Consider the following 16,888-nt stretch of genomic DNA (forward strand, 5'->3'; position numbering starts at 1 on the left):
CGCCGACGCCAGCCGATCTCGCGGCTTTGGACGCGGTGCACGTCCCGGCGGGGAAAGATGAGGGCGTGCGCGCTGTGACGGTGAGACCCGGGGTCGCCAACTCGCTGAGCCTCGTCGAGGATCAGCCGGAACCGCCTGCCGAGGAGGGCGCTGTCCTCGTGGAGGCGCTGGCGGTGGGGATCTGCGGCACCGACCACGAGATCATCGCCGGGGAGTACGGCGATGCGCCGCCGGGCGCGGACCGCCTGATCATCGGGCACGAGTCACTGGGACGGGTGATCGAGGACCCGAGCGGAACCGTGCAACCCGGCGACCTGGTGGCCGGGATCGTCCGGCATCCCGACCCGGTGCCCTGCCCGAACTGCGCGGTCGGCGAGTGGGACATGTGTCGCAACGGCCAGTACACCGAGCACGGCATCAAGGCGCTACCCGGGTTCGCCCGCGACAGGTGGCGGATCGAACCCCAGTTCGCGGTCAAGCTCGACCCGGCGCTGGCCCAGGTCGGGGTGCTGCTGGAGCCGACAAGTGTGGTGGCGAAGGCGTGGGACCACATCGAGCGGATCGGGCACCGGGCCGAGTGGCAGCCGCAGACCGTCCTGGTCACCGGGGCCGGGCCGATCGGGTTGCTGGCCGCGTTGCTCGGCACCCAACGTGGGCTCGCCGTGCACGTGCTGGACCGGGCCACCGATGGGCCGAAGCCGGAGCTGGTCGCCGGGCTCGGCGCCACCTACCACGCGGTGCCGGTCAACGACCTGCCCTTCGAACCGGACGTGGTGATCGAGTGCACCGGCGCGCCCACAGTGGTGCTCGACGTCATGTGCAAGGCGGGCCCGACCGGGATCGTCTGCCTGGCCGGGGTGTCCAGCGGTGGTCGGATCATCGACTTCGACGCCGGGGCGCTCAACCGGTCCCTGGTGCTGGAGAACAACGTGGTGTTCGGCTCGGTGAACGCGAACCGGCGGCACTGGAACATGGCCGCGCAGGCGCTCGCCCGCGCCGACCAGGTCTGGCTCGAGTCACTGATCACCCGGCGGGTGCCGGTGAACCGGTACGCCGACGCGTACACCCCCGGGCCGGACGACATCAAGGTGGTGCTGGAGTTCGCCTCCTGAGCGACGCCGCGCCCGATCAGATGCCCGGCAGGCGCCCGTTGCGGAACAGGTCGACGAAGAGCTGGTGGTCCTGGCGGGCACGCACCCCGTACGCGTGCGCGAAGTCCACCAGGTGGTCGACGAAGCCCGCCTCGTCGGCGTCCACCGCCGCGACGATGGCCTCCTCGGTGGAGTAGTCCACCAGGTCGTGGCTGGACTCGTCGTCGGCCACCGAGTGCATCCGGGCCACCGCCCGACCCAGGTCGACGAGCACCCCGGTCAGTTCCTCCGGCTCGTTCACGTCCGACCAGTCCAGGTCGGCGGCGTACGGGGAGACCTCGGCGACGAGCTGACCGGCCCCGTTCAGCTCGGTGAAGCCCAACCACGGGTCGGCGTGCGCCTGCAACGCCCGCTGCGACTCGGCGGTCCGGTGCCCCTGGTGCTGGAAGTAGCCGCGGACCGACTCGTCGGTGACGTACCGCGCCACGGCCGGGACCTGCGCCTGCTTCATGTAGATGACGACGTCGTTCTCCAGCGCCTGGGTGTGCCCCTCCAGCAGCAGGTTGTACGACGGCAGCCCGGCCGAGCCGATGCCCACCCCCTTGCGCAGCACCACGTCCTTGATCCGGGCCGCCACCGGGCGGAGCTGCGTCGAGGCGGCCGGCAGGGTGCCCAAATAGTCGTGGAAGGCGGCGCTGACCAGGTCCCGGGTGGCGGCGTCGATCTCGAAGACCCCGTCGCCGATGGAGAAGCGTCGCTCGTAGTTGTCGATGGTGGTCTGCGCGGCGAGCAGGTCGACGCGGGTGTTGAGCCGGGCCCGCTGCAGCACCCGGCGCAGCACCCCGTCGGCGTTGTCCAGCGTGATCGAACCGATCGCGTCGTCACCGCCGGCGGCGATGGCCCGCAGTTCGGTCAGGTACGACCTGGCGAAGCCGGCCACCAACTCCCCGATCGCGGTGTCGGAGAGCGCCTTGCCGTAGCCGAGCAGCGCCACGCTGGCCGCCAGCCGGCGCAGGTCCCAGGTGAACGGCCCGACGTACGCCTCGTCGAAGTCGTTGACGTTGAACACCAGCTGCCCGGAGGCGTTCATGTAGGTGCCGAAGTTCTCCGCGTGCAGGTCACCGTGGATCCACACCCGGCTGGTCCGCTCGTCGAGATACCTGTCATCGGCGAAGTCGCCGAGCTGGTCGGCGTAGAACAGCGCGGCGCTGCCCCGGTAGAACGCGAACGGCGAAGCCGCCATCTTGCGGAACTTGCGGCGGAAGGCGGCCGGGTCGATCGCCATCGACGCGCCGAACTCCTCGGTGAGCACGTCGACGATGTGGGCGGAGCGCTGGTCAGCTGAGCTGCTCATACTGCGCAGGCTAGTGCGGCGGGTCCACAACGGGGTGGCGAACGACCCGGCCATCGATGATGCTGTCTGGGTCACGGAGCGGGGGCCCGGATTCCACGGTTACGTCCGTCGATCGTGTCGTCGCCACGGGCGGCGGCAGGTCCCCTCGCCGGGCGTCGACCTTGGAGGACCAGATACATGTACCGAAAAACGGGGACCCTGCTCACCGCCGCACTGCTCGGCCTGACCGCGACGATCGGCTGGGCCGTACCGGCCACGGCCGCACCGGCCGCGGCGGATGCGCCCACCTTCTCGCTGAGCCGGCTGGTGCTCGAACCGACCGAACGCGGCTACCGGGGCAGCCTTCGGGTGACGATCACCAACAACAGCGACAGCACCCAGGGCTTCTACTTCCAGATCCGGGAGGCGGTGGCGGGCTCATTCTCCGGGGGTGCGGAGTCACGCTGCGAATCCGACGGCGTGGAGGAAGGGCTGTTGGTCCGCACCTGCGCCCTGCCGCGTGGCAACGACCTGGCCCCGGGTGAGTCCCGCCGGGCAACTGTCGAATTCCAGGTGCTGACCACCCCCCGGAGCTACCCGATGATCGCGGCGGGCGGCCTGGTCACCGCCTACTCGTACGAAACCGGATCGCTGGGCACCGTTCCGTTCAGCGCGCAGTTCCGCTCCCTCGACGGCAAGCTCGCCCGCCCGCAGACGTACGTGCAGGACACCCAGGCGAACGCGTCCGTCCAGGTGATCGGGCCGGTGACCGACGGCCCCGAGAACACCCGGCGGGTGCCGCTCCGGGTCCGGTACGCCGGTGACGCCCGCCAGCTCGGCAACTCACTCACCGCCGCACAGCTGCCCGCCGGGTCGATGATCCTCTTCACCGAACCTTTCGACGGCCCGGTGTACGGCTCCCAGGCTTTCGTGCCGGGCGGGCTGCTGATGCAGGGTGAGGAGCGAGACGTGGCGCTGTTCATCAGCCGACCGACCGACCCGGCGGACGAGTCGACCCCGATCACCGTGGCGCTGGCCACCCACTACTGGAACGAGACGGTGCCAGACGTCGACCCGAGCGACAACACCGTCACGTTCAACCTGGCCGTGGCAGCCAGCTGACCTGACGGTGCGACGGTCGGCCGCCGCCCGGACCAGTTCCGGGTGGTGGCTGACCGCCGTCAGCTCCCGGCGGGTGGGCGTACCGGGGCGGCGGTGAGCGAGTCGACCGAGCGCGGTGCGGCGGCCTCGCGGGGCGGGGCGTCCAGCGGCGCGGCCAGCACGTCCCGCTGCGGCACACCCCCGATGCCGGACTGCTCGGCGGCGATCTTCTCCTGCAGGCGCAGGATGCCGTGCAGGAGCGCCTCCGGCCGGGGCGGGCAGCCGGGCACGTACACGTCGACCGGGATGATCTGGTCGACACCCTTGGTCACCGAGTACGAGTCCCAGTAGGGGCCGCCGCAGTTGGAGCAGGCGCCGAACGAGATGACGTACTTCGGCTCGGGCATCTGGTCGTAGAGCCGCTTGATCGCCGGCGCCATCTTGTCGGTCACCGTGCCGGAGACCACCATCAGGTCGGCTTGGCGGGGGCCGTGGGCGAACGGGATCACGCCGAGCCGGATGAAGTCGTGCCGACCCATGCTGGTGGCGATGAACTCGATCGCGCAGCAGGCCAGACCGAAGTTGAACACCCAGAGCGAGTAGCGGCGCCCCCAGTTCAGCACGAACCGGATCGGCTCACCGAGCACTGCCGGCAGCTGCACGACCGCCTCCCTCCTACCCCCGTCGAACAGTCAATCACAGCTCCGGCGGGTACCCGTTGGGGCCGGTCACGATCCCTTGGTTCGCACAGCCCCGCAGCCTGTCACGCACCTGACAACCCGACGGGCGCGAGGCCTGCAACCGTTGCGGGGCCCGTCGGGTGTCTTGCTCGCATCACCGCCACCGGAGCCATGGGGCGGTACTACGGGGAACGGGGAGACACGAATGACCAGAACCATCACCCGCCGGCTGCTGGCCGGTGTCCTGGGCGCGGGGGTCGCGCTGACCGGTCTGTCGGGGCCGGCGGTCGCCGGCCCGGGCGACACGGCGGTCTCGGTCGGCCGGCTGGTGCTCGAGCCGACCGACCGGGGGTACGTGGGCAGCCTTCCGGTGACAGTCAACTACCGCGGCCACGACGCGGCGTACCTCAATCTGGCGGTCACCGAACCGGTCCCTGGCGCCTTCGACGGGCTCGACCCCGCCGATCCCTGCAATTTCGGGGTGCCACAGCCGGCCCGGACGATCTACTGCGGCGTGCCGGGCGGCGCGTTGCAACCGGGTGAGCGGCGAACGTTCACCGTTGACTTCCGGGTGCTCACCACCACCCGGCCGTACGCGATGGTCACCCCCGGTGGAAAGGTCGCCATCGAGACCGGAGACCGGAACCCCGCGAACGACACGGCAGCCTTCTCCGCGCTGTTCCGCTCGACGACGGGCTCACTGCGCGCCCCCCGCCCGTACGTGCGGGACACCATCGCGGACGCGGCCGTGAGCGCCGGCTCCGCCACCATGACGCGGCAGGAGGACGGCAGCTGGTTCGGGCGGGTGCCGATCACCGTCCGGGTCGCGGGCGACGCGGCACACGACGCGTACTGGCTCGCTCCGACTCTGCCACGTGGGGTCGATATCGGTGGCACCGAACCCGCGGACGTCTGCACGGCGCACTGCATGGTGGCCGGCGGGAAATTCATGCCCGGTGAGGAGCGAACGATAGCCCTGCTGATCTGGGCACCCGCCGAGGTGTCTCCCGGTGACCTCGGCACCGGTTCGGTGCAGCTGTACGGCAACTTTGGTTGGAGCGGCCAGCTGCCCGACGTCGACCCGGCCGACAACATCGCCACCTTCGCCGTCACCGCCGGCTGACCGAATGTCCTCGATGGAGGCGCGGCCGCAGGGGTTCCTGCGGCCGCGCACCCCCGCCGCACCCGATCCGGTGACGGCTCCCGCGCTTCTGCACATCGAAGTGAGCGGAGCGGTCCCGCACGACGATGGTCCCCGCTTCGACGAGGTCTACCGGCGTCACTTCCAGCCACTGGTGGTGCAGCTGTACGCGTTCGTCGGGGACATGAACGAGGCACAGGACCTGGTGCAGGAGGCGTTCAGCCGGGCCTGGCCCCGCTGGGACCGAATCTCCCGCTACGACGACCCGGTGGCCTGGATCCGTCGGGTCGCCTGGAACGTCGCGGTCAGCCGGTGGCGTCGCCTGCGCACCGCCCGGCTGTTCAGCCTCCGTCAGCGGGTGGAGGTGGTCAACGGGCCCGGTCCGGATCGGGTGGCACTCACCGCCGCGCTGGTGACCCTGCCGGCGAACCAACGGCGCGCGGTGGTTCTGCACTACCTGGCCGAGCTGACCGTCAGTGAGATCGCCGAGGACTGCGGGGTGGCGGCCGGCACTGTCAAGTCCTGGCTGCACCGGGCCCGGGCCACGCTGGCCGATCGTCTGGCCGAGCAGGAGTCCGGACTCTCGAGCCGACAACCCGCGACCGTCGACGGCGGCCCGACCGGAAGGAGGGCGGACTAGATGGAGCAGCGCAACGAGCGAGCTGATTGGCTGGCGGCTGCCTTCGACGAGCTGAGCATCGCCGGCTTCCAGCAGGTCGACGAGCCTGATCCGGACGTGCCGCGTCGGCGGGCGTACCGCCGGCTTCGCAACCGGCTCGTGTCGTCGGGGATCGCCGCGGCGGTGCTCGTCGCGGTCGGCGGGGTGAGTCTGGTTCGGCCCGTGGCCGCTCCGCCGCCCACCGATGTCATCGCCCCCTCGCCGGTCACCGATTTTCCCTCGGTCCAGATGGAGAGTCTGGCAGCCGGTCCCACCAGCCAGTCGCCCACGTCCCTGCCGAGCGGTCCGTCGACGCCGACCGCGACGCCCTCCGCCAGCCCTCCGACCGATCGGCCAACCAGTTCCCGCCCCACGCCCAGGCCGAAGCCGACGCCGACCCCTACCCGGTACGTCGACCTGTTGATCAGCGCCCCGCGCTCCCTCACTCTGGAGCCGTCCGACACCGCCTACACCGGAACGCTCGACGTCACGATGGGCAACGCCGCCACCCGGTCGTACGACGCCGGGGACCTGATCGTGGTGCTTCCCGTCGAGGCGACGATCAGTCTGAAGGGCACGAACATCGGCGGTTGCTTCCACCAGGGCCAGACCGACGACCTCAAGACGATGACCTGTACCGGCGACGGGCCGATTCCCCTCGGCGGCACCCGCTCCTACCAGATCGCCGTCACGGTGAACATCGCCCCGGGCGGGCCGGCCCGGACCCTCACCGGTTTCGCGCTTACCGTGCGGGCCAACGTGGGCGGAAAGTTCCCGGCCGACCGTTCGCCCGGCGACAACACCGCAGCTACCACCTTGCAGCTGCCCGCCAGTTGAGCGCCCGCGCCACCGGATCCGTCTCCATCGAGCGGGAGGCTCCGGTCGCCGGCCGCCACGTACGTCACGGGGGCGTACGTGGCGGCCGGCGCTCCGGTCACCAGGTGGGGCGTTGCAGCAGCCCGACGAACTCCACCAACAGCCGCTCGCGCAGCGCCGGGGGCGCGGCGTCGAGCAGCGTGTTCACCACCGCCATCCGCTCGGGCAGCGGCGCACCGTCGGTCTCGCCGCCCATGCCCAGCCCGGCGGCGAGACCCGCGACCAGCTCCGGGGTGAGCGCGTCCGGGGTCAACGACGTCGCCAGCGCCGTCAGTTCGGGCGGGAGTGCGACCGGGCCGGCCGCCTGGGCGGCGGCCACCGCCTCGGCCAGGTCCGGCCCGAACTCGGCCACCCGGGGCGCGACCGCCGCGGTCACCGTGAGGTGCACGCTGGCGGGCAGACCGGCGTACGACAGCTGGGGTTGGGTGTGCCAGCCCCGCGCGGTCAGCTCGTCGACCAGCACGAACAGGTCGGGGCCGTCTTCGGTGGCGGTGAAGCAGACCACTGTCGACTCCGGTTCGGCCATCAGCCGCAACCCGTCGACGGCGCGGACCGCGTCGGCCAGCCCGGCGACCGCGTCCCGGGTGACGCCGGCCAGCCGCAGGTAGCCGTCGTCGCCGAGGTGCCGCACCGTGGCGTACGCGGCGGCGATCGGGCCGCCCGAGCGGGTGGACGCGATCACCGGGTTGATCATCGTGTAGCCGGGCCAGTCGGCGTACGCGAAGTACTGCGGGGCGCGCAGCGTGGCGTCCCGGTGCAGCAGCACCGACACCCCCTTCGGCGCGTACGCGTACTTGTGCAGGTCGACCGAGATGGAGGTGACCCCGGGCACCGCGAAGTCGAACGGCGGCACCGGCTCCCCGAGGCGACGCAGGTACGGCAGGGTCCAACCTCCGAAGCAGGCATCCACGTGGCAGCGCACCCCGGCGTCGGCGGCGGCGGCAGCGATCTGCGCGACCGGGTCGATCACCCCGTGCGCGTACGACGGCGCGGAGCAGGCGACCAGCACCGTCTCCGGGCGGATGGCGGCGGCCATCGCGGCCGGGTCGGGACGCAGCGTCTGCGGGGAGACCGGCACGACGTCCAGCGCCACCCGCAGGTAGTGCGCCGCCTTGGCGAAGGCCGCGTGTGCGCTCGACGGCACCACGATCCGGGGTTCGGCGATCTCCGGGTGGGCGTCGCGGGCGGTCTTGACGGCGAGGATCAGCGACTCGGTGCCGCCGCTGGTGACGCTGCCGACGACGTCGGGGGCGGTGCTGCCCGGGCCAGCGCCCAGCACCCGGCCGGCGGCGGCGACCAGCGCGTTCTCCATCGCCAGCAGGGATGGGAACGCGGTCGGGTCCAACCCGTTGACGTGGGCGCTCTCCCGGTGGGCGGCGGCGGCCAGTTCGTCCAACCCCGGTACCGCCGGGTCGTAGACGTACGCGAAGAGCCGTCCCCCGTGGGTGGGCCGGTCGGCGCCGCGCAGTTGCCGGACCTCGGCGAGCGCGACCTCGGCGGGTACCCCGGTGGCGGAGAGCGCCCCGGCCTCAACCCTGTTCTCGTCGATCATGGAGTCATGGTGCCCTTCTGGTGACGGTCAACGGCCTTGTCGCCCAGCCCAACTCCATGACCGACCAGGTCGCTGTGGGCGGTGAGGGTGTACTGGCGGAGCAGGAGGACCGGCGGGGCGATCAGCAGGGCCGGGATCAGCGTGAAGCCGAGCAGGACGCCCAGCCTCGCCGTGTCGGACTGGGCGGCCGCCGAGCCGGTGTCGGAGGACACGTAGCCGGACAGTTGCAGCACCAGTCCGTAGATGCCGGGGCCGAGCGCCAGGCCGAAGGTCTCCCCGGCGGTCCACAGCCCGGTGAAGACGCCCGCCTGTCGTCGACCGGTGCGCGCCGTCTCGTGGGCGATGCAGTCCGGCAACATCGCCAGCGCGAAGACCTGCTGGCCGGCGTACCCCACGCCGATCAGCGCGACCACCAGATAGACGGCGACCGGCGGCAGCACCGGCGCGGCGACCAGTGTGAACGCGCCGACGGCGAGGATCAGCGAGGCGACGACCAGCGCGGTCCGTTTGCCCAGCCGGGCACCGACCCGGGTCCAGATCGGCATCACCAGCAGCGCCGGCCCGACGAAACAGACGAACAGCAGGGTCGGCCCGCTCTTGTCGTCGCGCAGGATCTGCCCGGCGAAGTAGTTGACCCCGGCCAGGATCGTCGCCACCCCGGCGGACTGCACCACGAAGCAGATCAGCAGCGCCCGGAACGGGCGGTTGGCACCAGCCACGGCGAGTTGGGCGCGCAGGGTCGGCTCGCTCTCCCCCACCGTGCCGGTGGGTGCGGACCGGGTGCCCAGGAACGCGCCGAGGGCGCCGAGGGCGATCAGCGCCGCCACGAACAGGCCCATCCAGCGGTGCCCGGCGACGCCGTCGCCGCCGGCGCCCACCACCAGCGGCGCGACCGCGCCGGAGACCAGGATGGCCAGTGCCAGCACCGCGATCCGCCAGGTCATCAACCGGGTGCGCTCGGCGTAGTCGTCGGTCAGCTCCGCCGGCATCGCCACGTACGGCACCTGGAAGAAGGCGAACGCGGTGGCGGTGGCGAGGAAGGCGAACGCCACGTACGCCGCGGCGGCCGAGCCGTTACCGAAGGGCGCGGCGAAGATCGACGCGAACAGGACGGCGAGCGCGAGGCCGGCGACGAGCAGGTACGGGCGGCGGGCGCCCCACCGCGACCGGGTGCGGTCGGAGATCCGCCCGGCGACCGGGTTGACCAGCACGTCCCAGGCCTTGGGCAGCAACACCAGCAGGGCGGCCAGCCCGGCGGCCACGCCCAGGGTGTCGGTCAGGTACGGCAGCAGCAACAGACCGGGCACGGTGCCGAACGCGCCGGTGGCCAGTGAACCGAGCGCGTAGCCGGCGTGCACCGAGCGGGGCAGCGAGCCGGTGGCTGACGAGCCGGCGCCCGGCGGCGTTTTCATGGGGCTGAATGTTACTCACGTTATTTCGAGGCCTGACCAACCTGCCGGCCCTGGTGCGCACAGCCGAACAGTCAGGTTGGCGGCAGCACGGGCCCGCAACCGCCGTCACTGTTTCGGAGTGTTACCGGTGCCCAGGGCGGACCAGCCCGGCGGTGACGGGGAGGGACAGTGGCAGCAACGATGGGAGCCCGGGCCAATGAGCCACCGGCGGCCTGGACAGCCGGTGCGGCGGTCGCGGCGACGATCACCTTCGACGACTTCTACCACGCACACTTCGGCAGCGTGACCGCGCAACTCAGTGCGTACACCGGGGATCTGGGGCACGCGCAGGACCTGGCCCAGGAGGCGTTCTGCCGAGCGCTGGCCCGCTGGGACCGCCTGGTCCGGTACGACGACCCGGTGGCCTGGGTCCGGCAGGTCGCCTGGAACCTGGCCCGCAGCCGATGGCGACGCCTGCGTACCGCCCGCAACCACCTGCTGCGGCAGCGCCGCGCCGAGGCGGAGGTGGCCGGCCCGAACCCCGACCGGGTGGCGATCGACACGGCGCTGGCGCAGCTGCCCGCCAACCACCGCCGAGCGGTCATCCTGCACTACCTGGCCGACCTCCCGGTCAGCCAGATCGCCGCCCAGGAAGGGGTGGCCGAGGGCACCGTGAAGTCCTGGTTGCACCGTGGCCGGGCCGCCCTGGCCGGGCTGCTCGACGAGAACACCGAGGGGGTGTGCGATGTCTGACCTCGACCCGCGACTGCGCGAGCGGTTCACCGCGTACCGCAACGATGTGGTCACCCACGTCACCGGCCCCGGCCCCGACCAGGCCCGGCACGTCCTGCGCCGACGCCGACGGATGACGGCGGCGGCGGTGGCCGCGGCGGCGGTCGTCCTGGTGGTGGCCCCCGTCGTCGCCAACGCCGCACTGCGCGACGCCCAGAACACGCCGGTGCCGGCGGAATCGGTCCAACCCACCACCACCCCGTCGACCTCGGCACCGCCGACGCCACCGCCGACCGGCTCGGCGACGCCGAGCGCCGAAGCCCCGGCCGGCCCGGACGGGCGGATCAGCCGGGCCCAGCTGCTCGCGGCCCGGATCGACCTGCCGAGCTGGCCGTCGGACCTCGCGGCGGGCGGCTGCGCCACCTCGAACGTGCGGCTGCGGACCGACACGACGAAGACCTACGTGTCGACGCTGACCGACGACGCGTTCGAGCACGGTGACCTCGATGGTGACGGGGCGGACGAAACCGTCGCCATCGTCGCCTGCCGGTACGGCGAGGCGTCGGCCAAGCAGGTGGTGGCCTTCGACCGGGACCGGGAGGGTCGGATCGTGACGGTGGGCCGGGTGGTCCGGACCGGTGACGGGTTCGACGACATTCTCGGCATGGAGACCACCCCGGCCGGGTCGGTCGAGGTGCGGGTGGCCGACATCGTGCCGTGCTGCGGCACCCCCGAGTACCTGCGGCGCGATCAGGTACGGACGTACCGGTGGAACGGGCAGCGGTTCAGCCAGACGAACGGCCCCACGACGTTCGGCAGGGACCCCCGGCTCACCGATCTACGGGTGACCATGACCCACCAGCTCGAAGACGGTGCGGGAGCGGACAGTCGACGCCGACTCACCCTGGTCTTCACCGTCACCAACGCCGGGCCGGTCGACGCGGCCCAGGTCGCGTTCCACTCCCTTGAGGGCGGCGAACGGGCCGGCGGGGACTGGTCCCGCTGCGACCCGAACCCCAAGCCGTCGGCCGATCAACCGTCGTGCCTGCTCCCCGGGGTGCCGGCCGGTGAATCGCGCCGCTACACGTTCGTGCTTCTGGTGCCCGGCCAGCCGGCGCCCGACGCGATCGTCCGCAGGTTCCTCGTCGTCCACTGCGACGCCGCGGACCGCCAGTGGCCCGACCTGAAACGCAACGACAACGAGGTGCGGTCCCCACTGCCACTCTGAACGCCAGCACCGTGCCCCGTCCCCGCCCGGGGCGGGGCACCGTCGGTGTGGCAGGCCCCGGCCGTCACCGGTCACCCCCGCAGATGATCACAACTCCTCCTCCGGCGACCAGGCCGCCGCCGCGACGTCCACCCCCTCGCCCCGCAGCGGCACCCCCTCCGCGCGCAGTCGGGCCCGCGCCTCCCGCTCGTGCCCCGGCGGCAGTCGACCACTCGCTGTCACCACCCGGTGCCAGGGCACCGAGCCGCCGTGCCGGGCCATGATGTTGCCGACCAACCGGGCGGAGGCACGCCCCGAGCGTTCGGAGAGCGCGTCGGCCACCCCGCCGTAGGACATGACCCGGCCCTCCGGGATCCGCTCGACCAGGTCGAGCACCGCCTCGACGTACTCGTCAGGAGTCACAATCCGCCACCATATGGGAACGCCGCCGGGCGGCGCGTCCGTGACCACGCAGAATGGTCGGGTGCGCGACGCAGTCACGACGGCCCGGCGGGTCGTTGTCAAGATCGGATCCTCCTCGTTGACCACCGCGACCGGCGGGTTGGCCGACGAGCGCGTCGACACGCTGGTCGACACCCTCGGTCGGCTCACCGCCGAAGGGCGCGAGGTGGTGCTGGTGTCCTCCGGCGCCATCGCCGCCGGGCTCGCCCCGCTCGGGCTGTCCCGACGCCCGCGCGACCTGGCCACCCAGCAGGCCGCCGCCAGCGTCGGGCAGGGGTTGCTGATCGGTCGGTACGCGGCCAGCTTCGCCCGGCACGGCCGCACCGTCGGGCAGGTGCTGCTCACCGTCGACGACGTGACCCGGCGAGCGCACTACCGCAACGCGTACCGGACGCTGCGCAAGCTGCTCGACCTGCGGGCGGTGCCGATCGTCAACGAGAACGACACGGTGGCCACCCAGGAGATCCGCTTCGGCGACAACGACCGGCTGGCCGCCCTGGTGGCCGCGCTGGTCCACGCCGACCTGCTGGTGCTCCTCTCCGACGTGGACGCGCTCTGGACCGGCGACCCCACCAGACCCGACTCGACCCGGATCGCCGAGGTGCGCGACGACACGGACCTGGCCGGCATCACCATCGGCGGGGCCGGCCGGTCCGGCGTCGGCACCGGCGGCATGGTGACCAAGGTCGAGGCGGCCCGGATCGCGACGGGCTTCGGCATCCCGGTGGTGCTCACCGCCGCCGACCTGGCCGCACCGGCGCTGGCCGGCGAACCGGTCGGCACGCTCTTCCACCCGCAGCAGCGGCGCCCGACGGCCCGGCTGTTCTGGCTGGCCCACGCCACCTCGCCCCGGGGGCGGCTGCACCTCGACCCCGGCGCTGTCGCCGCCGTCGTCGGGCGGCGCAAGTCGCTGCTGCCGGCCGGCATCACCGCCGTGGACGGCACGTTCACGGCCGGCGACCCGGTGGACCTGGTGGACACCGCCGGCGCGTCGGTCGCCCGCGGGCTGGTCAACTACGACGCTGTGGAGTTGCCCGGGCTGCTCGGCCGCTCCACGTCCGAACTCGCCGCGGCGCTCGGCCCGGCGTACGAACGAGAGGTCGTCCACCGCGACGACCTGGTGCTGCTGTGAGCAGACCTTCCCACCTTCACGAGGAGTGCTGGCATGAGCGTGGTTGAGCAGGCGCGACGGGCCCGGTTGGCGGCGGAGACGCTGGCCGTGGCCACGCGTACGGTCAAGGACGCCGCGCTGGTGGCGATGGCCGACGCGCTGGTGGCGCGTACCCCGGAGATCCTGACCGCGAACGAGACGGACCTGGCTGCCGGCCGCGAGGCCGGGCTGAGCGCGGCCGTGCTGGACCGGCTCGCGCTCGACGCGGGTCGGGTGGCCGGCATCGCCGACGCGCTGCGCGAGATGGCCGCGTTGCCCGACCCGGTGGGCGAGGTGGTCCGCGGGTCCACCCTGCCCAACGGCCTGGAGTTGCGCCAGATCCGGGTGCCCTTCGGGGTGGTCGGCATCATCTACGAGGCACGACCGAACGTGACGGTGGACGCCGCCGGGATCTGCCTCAAGTCCGGCAACGCGGCGCTGCTGCGCGGGTCGTCGTCCGCCGCACACTCGAACGCCGCGCTGGTCGCGGTGCTGCGCGACGCGGTCGCCGGGGCCGGCCTGCCCGCCGACGCGGTGCAGCTGCTCGACGCCAGCTCCCGTGATTCGGTAAAGGAGCTGATGCGCGCCCGGGGCCTCGTCGACGTGCTCATTCCGCGCGGTGGCGCGTCGCTGATCCGCACCGTGGTCGAGGAGTCGACGGTGCCGGTGATCGAGACCGGGGTGGGCAACTGCCACGTCTACGTCGATGCCGCCGCCGACGTGGCGAAGGCCGTCGCGGTGACGCTGAACGCCAAGACGCAGCGCCTCTCCACCTGCAACACGGCCGAGTCGCTGCTGGTGCACGCGGGCATCGCCGACGCGTTCCTGCCCCCGGTGCTGGCCGCGTTCGCCGAGGCGGGGGTGACAGTGCACGGCTCCCCCGAGGTGGCCGCGTACTCCGCCGCCGTGGTCCCGGCGACCGACGAGGACTTCGCCACCGAGTACCTGTCCGCCGACATCTCCGTGGCGGTGGTCGACTCGCTGGACGCGGCGGTCGCGCACATCCGCCGCTTCGGCACCGGGCACACCGAGGCGATCCTCACCGACTCGGCGAGCGCGGCCCGCGGCTTCGTCGCCCGGGTGGACGCGGCGGCGGTGATGGTGAACGCGTCGACCCGGTTCACCGACGGAGGCGAGTTCGGCTTCGGCGCGGAGATCGGCATCTCCACCCAGAAGCTGCACGCGCGCGGCCCGATGGGCCTGCCCGAGCTGACCAGCACCAAGTACGTCGTCACCGGCGACGGGCACCTGCGCTAACGGCAGCCGCTGCTAGCCGGGCGGCGCGGGGCGGGCCGCCCGGATGGCGGCCAGCGTGGTGTGCACGTCGAACTGGTGGCCGTCGTCGCTCTCCCAGCCACCGTCGCTGCGCTGGGTCTCGGTCAGCCGGCGTAACGCCCGCACCATGGTCCAGTCCTGTGGGTCCACGCCGGCGCGGCGCAGCGTGGCCGCCAGCCACGCCACCTCCCCCGGGGACATCTTCGGCATCCGCTCGGCGAGCACCACCTGGATCCGCGCCGACTCCTGGAACATCTCCTGCCGGTGCAGCACCGCCGCGCTCAGCCAGCCGGCGGCGAGGAACGACGGCCAGCTGCCGTCCGGGCGCAGCCGTGCGGCGAGCGAGTGGGCCGCCGCCTGCACCACTCCGGCGTACGCCCCACCGACGCGGTGGTCGAGCGGGCCCGACGCGCGCGCGTCGAGGCCGGCGACGGTAAGCCAGAAACCGGCGTTGGCCGACTGGAGGAACCCGGCCTCCGGATCGCCGGGCCGGGCCCACTCCGGGGCCGAGTCGGCCAGCGACGCGTCCTCGTCCCAACTGCCGTCGGCCTGCTGTCGCGACGCCAGCCAGTCCAGTGCCCGGCGAGCGGCAGGGCGACCGAGGGCACCCAGGTCGTCGAGCTCGGCGAGCCGGAAGCAGGTGGCGTCGATCGAGGCGGTCCCGCCGCCCCAGGTGGCCGGCCAACCGCCGTCCGGTGACTGGCCGACCTCGGCGGTCTCCAGCAACTCGGCGGGTACGGGGGTGCCGTTGCGGAGCCAGGAGAGGCGGGCGCGTTCCACCGCATCCCCATGCGCCACGACGAACCCGATCGCGGCTTCCAAGTCGACCACGGCGGAGACGCTACCTGCGCAGACGCGATGCCGCCTCAGGGAATCGGCCAGCCCGGGATGGCTGCGTCGCTCCGGCCGGACGGCCGCCCGGCGTCATCTGCGTCGATTTGCCGGGGCGGCCGGACGGGCCGCCCCGGACCGATCGTCAGTACGCGGGCAGCGACGGGTCGATCTGCTTGATCCAGGAGAGCACGCCACCCTGCACGTGCACGGCGTCCTTGAACCCGGCCGCCTTGAGCGCGGCGAGTGCCTCCGCCGAGCGGACGCCGGACTTGCAGTGCAGCACGATCTGCCGGTCCTGCGGCAGCTTCGCGAGGGCCTCACCGGAGAGGATCTCGCCCTTGGGGATCAGGGTGGCGCCGGGGATCCGGACGATCTCGTACTCGGCCGGCTCACGCACGTCGACGAGGAAGATGTCCTTGCCGGCGTCCTGCCACTCCTTGAGCTCCAGCGCGGTGATGGTCGCGTCGAGCGTCGCCTCCTGGGCCTCCTCGGAGACCGCGCCGCAGAAGTCCTCGTAGTCTTCCAGCAGGTCGGTGACGGTGGGGTTCTCGCCGCAGAGCACGCAGTTCGGGTCCTTACGAACCTTGATCTTGCGGTATTCCATCTCCAGGGCGTCGTAGACCATCAGGCGGCCGACCAGCGGCTCACCGATGCCGGTGAGCAGCTTGATCGCCTCGTTCACCTGGATCGAGCCGATCGACGCGCAGAGCACCCCCAGCACGCCGCCCTCGGCGCAGGAGGGGACCATGCCGGGCGGCGGCGGCTCCGGGTAGAGGCAGCGGTAGCAGGGGCCGTGCTCGGCCCAGAACACCGACGCCTGGCCGTCGAAGCGGTAGATCGAGCCCCAGACGTACGGCTTGCCGAGCAGCACCGCCGCGTCGTTCACCATGTAGCGGGTGGCGAAGTTGTCGGTGCCGTCCACGATCAGGTCGTACTGGGCGAAGATCTCGCGGACGTTCTCCCGGTCCAGCGCGGTGTTGTGGATCTCCACGTTGACCAGGGGGTTGATCTCGCGGATCGACGCGGCGGCGGACTCGGCCTTGGACCGGCCGATGTCGGACACCCCGTGGATGACCTGGCGCTGGAGGTTCGACTCGTCGACGGTGTCGAAGTCGATGATCCCGAGCGTGCCGACCCCGGCCGCGGCGAGGTACAACAGGGCGGGCGACCCGAGGCCACCGGCGCCGACACAGAGCACCCTGGCGTTCTTCAGCCGCTTCTGCCCGGTCACCCCGACATCCGGGATGATCAAGTGACGTGAGTAGCGGCGGATCTCGTCTACGGTCAGCTCGGCGGCGGGCTCGACGAGCGGGGGCAACGACACGGTGGACTCCCCGGGATCGGCGGTGTGAACCGCGCCATTGTTGCTCGCGGGAGCCCCGCTCGGCCATGACTGACGACACGT

General features: G+C 72.2%; 16 protein-coding genes. 9 read left to right on the forward strand and 7 right to left on the reverse strand.

Translation table 11 applies throughout. The features are described 5' to 3' along the window. The first annotated feature begins 65 nt into the window (after positions 1–65). Positions 66–1,112 (forward strand): glucose 1-dehydrogenase, encoded by a 1,047-nt coding sequence (locus AB0C03_RS09125; protein ID WP_030329814.1) that lies wholly within the window; start codon positions 66–68, stop codon positions 1,110–1,112. A 16-nt stretch (positions 1,113–1,128) separates the two neighbouring features. Here AB0C03_RS09125 and AB0C03_RS09130 read toward each other — a convergent pair whose 3' ends face one another. Then, a complete protein-coding gene (locus AB0C03_RS09130) occupies positions 1,129–2,445 on the reverse strand; it encodes a DUF2252 domain-containing protein (protein ID WP_030329813.1) in 1,317 nt (438 codons plus the stop codon). A gap of 177 nt (positions 2,446–2,622) precedes the next feature. Between AB0C03_RS09130 and AB0C03_RS09135 the strand changes: the two genes are divergently transcribed. Then, positions 2,623–3,546, forward strand: a complete 924-nt coding sequence (locus AB0C03_RS09135; RefSeq protein ID WP_030329812.1) for a hypothetical protein — start codon at positions 2,623–2,625, stop codon at positions 3,544–3,546. 59 nt (positions 3,547–3,605) lie between these two features. Here AB0C03_RS09135 and AB0C03_RS09140 read toward each other — a convergent pair whose 3' ends face one another. Next, complete coding sequence (locus AB0C03_RS09140) at positions 3,606–4,187, reverse strand: NADH-quinone oxidoreductase subunit B (RefSeq protein WP_030329811.1); 582 nt, start codon at positions 4,185–4,187, stop codon at positions 3,606–3,608. Between the two features lie 223 nt (positions 4,188–4,410). On the opposite strand from AB0C03_RS09140, the gene AB0C03_RS09145 reads away from it, so the two are divergent. Genes AB0C03_RS09145 through AB0C03_RS09155 form a run of 3 tightly spaced genes read left to right on the forward strand, consistent with a single transcriptional unit; the run spans position 4,411 to position 6,841 of the window. Then, entirely contained in the window at positions 4,411–5,328 is a 918-nt protein-coding gene (locus AB0C03_RS09145) for a hypothetical protein (protein WP_357635703.1), read from the forward strand. 4 nt (positions 5,329–5,332) lie between these two features. After that, the gene (locus AB0C03_RS09150; protein WP_357635706.1) at positions 5,333–5,986 is read left to right on the forward strand and encodes a SigE family RNA polymerase sigma factor; all 654 of its coding nucleotides are present in this window, start codon (positions 5,333–5,335) and stop codon (positions 5,984–5,986) included. Next, positions 5,987–6,841, forward strand: a complete 855-nt coding sequence (locus tag AB0C03_RS09155; protein ID WP_357635709.1) for a hypothetical protein — start codon at positions 5,987–5,989, stop codon at positions 6,839–6,841. Positions 6,842–6,938: 97 nt separating this feature from the next. Here the strand turns inward: AB0C03_RS09155 and AB0C03_RS09160 are convergent, their stop codons facing one another. Both AB0C03_RS09160 and AB0C03_RS09165 read right to left on the reverse strand, forming a co-directional pair. Then, positions 6,939–8,432 (reverse strand): pyridoxal phosphate-dependent decarboxylase family protein, encoded by a 1,494-nt coding sequence (locus AB0C03_RS09160; protein WP_030329810.1) that lies wholly within the window; start codon positions 8,430–8,432, stop codon positions 6,939–6,941. Next, positions 8,429–9,844 carry an MFS transporter gene (locus AB0C03_RS09165; RefSeq protein WP_357635713.1) on the reverse strand — a complete coding sequence of 472 codons (1,416 nt, stop codon included), beginning with the start codon at positions 9,842–9,844 and terminating at the stop codon, positions 8,429–8,431. Before AB0C03_RS09165 ends, AB0C03_RS09160 begins: the two co-directional genes overlap by 4 nt. 168 nt (positions 9,845–10,012) lie before the next feature. Here AB0C03_RS09165 and AB0C03_RS09170 point away from each other — a divergent pair, with 168 nt between their 5' ends. Together AB0C03_RS09170 and AB0C03_RS09175 are read left to right on the forward strand one after the other, a co-directional pair. Further along, the gene (locus AB0C03_RS09170) at positions 10,013–10,576 is read left to right on the forward strand and encodes a SigE family RNA polymerase sigma factor (RefSeq protein ID WP_307857743.1); all 564 of its coding nucleotides are present in this window, start codon (positions 10,013–10,015) and stop codon (positions 10,574–10,576) included. After that, positions 10,569–11,783, forward strand: coding sequence for a hypothetical protein (locus tag AB0C03_RS09175; RefSeq protein WP_357635717.1), 1,215 nt, complete (start codon positions 10,569–10,571; stop codon positions 11,781–11,783). The genes AB0C03_RS09170 and AB0C03_RS09175 overlap by 8 nt, the downstream gene beginning before the upstream one ends. A gap of 87 nt (positions 11,784–11,870) precedes the next feature. Here the strand turns inward: AB0C03_RS09175 and AB0C03_RS09180 are convergent, their stop codons facing one another. Further along, positions 11,871–12,185: an MGMT family protein gene (locus AB0C03_RS09180; protein WP_030329806.1), complete on the reverse strand. Its 315-nt coding sequence runs from the start codon at positions 12,183–12,185 to the stop codon at positions 11,871–11,873. Between the two features lie 13 nt (positions 12,186–12,198). On the opposite strand from AB0C03_RS09180, the gene proB reads away from it, so the two are divergent. Then, the gene (gene proB, locus AB0C03_RS09185; protein ID WP_210860664.1) at positions 12,199–13,356 is read left to right on the forward strand and encodes a glutamate 5-kinase; all 1,158 of its coding nucleotides are present in this window, start codon (positions 12,199–12,201) and stop codon (positions 13,354–13,356) included. A gap of 33 nt (positions 13,357–13,389) precedes the next feature. Further along, the gene (locus AB0C03_RS09190) at positions 13,390–14,631 is read left to right on the forward strand and encodes a glutamate-5-semialdehyde dehydrogenase (RefSeq protein WP_210860666.1); all 1,242 of its coding nucleotides are present in this window, start codon (positions 13,390–13,392) and stop codon (positions 14,629–14,631) included. 12 nt (positions 14,632–14,643) lie between these two features. Here the strand turns inward: AB0C03_RS09190 and AB0C03_RS09195 are convergent, their stop codons facing one another. Further along, positions 14,644–15,531, reverse strand: coding sequence for a prenyltransferase/squalene oxidase repeat-containing protein (locus AB0C03_RS09195; protein WP_030329803.1), 888 nt, complete (start codon positions 15,529–15,531; stop codon positions 14,644–14,646). A 94-nt stretch (positions 15,532–15,625) separates the two neighbouring features. After that, positions 15,626–16,807, reverse strand: a complete 1,182-nt coding sequence (gene moeZ, locus AB0C03_RS09200; protein WP_030329802.1) for an adenylyltransferase/sulfurtransferase MoeZ — start codon at positions 16,805–16,807, stop codon at positions 15,626–15,628. Positions 16,808–16,888: the final 81 nt, after the last annotated feature.

The sequence above is a fragment of the Micromonospora parva genome, from assembly GCF_040649675.1.
In the GTDB taxonomy this organism is placed as follows: Bacteria; Actinomycetota; Actinomycetes; order Mycobacteriales; family Micromonosporaceae; genus Micromonospora; species Micromonospora parva.

Excerpts from the sequence above, each read along its gene's own strand:
- AB0C03_RS09130 (WP_030329813.1), bottom strand. The coding sequence starts at position 2,445 with ATGAGCAGCTCAGCTGACCAGCGCTCCGCCCACATCGTCGACGTGCTC.
- AB0C03_RS09135 (WP_030329812.1), top strand. The coding sequence starts at position 2,623 with ATGTACCGAAAAACGGGGACCCTGCTCACCGCCGCACTGCTCGGCCTG.
- AB0C03_RS09145 (WP_357635703.1), top strand. The coding sequence starts at position 4,411 with ATGACCAGAACCATCACCCGCCGGCTGCTGGCCGGTGTCCTGGGCGCG.
- AB0C03_RS09150 (WP_357635706.1), top strand. The coding sequence starts at position 5,333 with ATGTCCTCGATGGAGGCGCGGCCGCAGGGGTTCCTGCGGCCGCGCACC.
- AB0C03_RS09155 (WP_357635709.1), top strand. The coding sequence starts at position 5,987 with ATGGAGCAGCGCAACGAGCGAGCTGATTGGCTGGCGGCTGCCTTCGAC.
- AB0C03_RS09160 (WP_030329810.1), bottom strand. The coding sequence starts at position 8,432 with ATGATCGACGAGAACAGGGTTGAGGCCGGGGCGCTCTCCGCCACCGGG.
- AB0C03_RS09165 (WP_357635713.1), bottom strand. The coding sequence starts at position 9,844 with ATGAAAACGCCGCCGGGCGCCGGCTCGTCAGCCACCGGCTCGCTGCCC.
- AB0C03_RS09175 (WP_357635717.1), top strand. The coding sequence starts at position 10,569 with ATGTCTGACCTCGACCCGCGACTGCGCGAGCGGTTCACCGCGTACCGC.
- proB (WP_210860664.1), top strand. The coding sequence starts at position 12,199 with ATGGGAACGCCGCCGGGCGGCGCGTCCGTGACCACGCAGAATGGTCGG.
- AB0C03_RS09190 (WP_210860666.1), top strand. The coding sequence starts at position 13,390 with ATGAGCGTGGTTGAGCAGGCGCGACGGGCCCGGTTGGCGGCGGAGACG.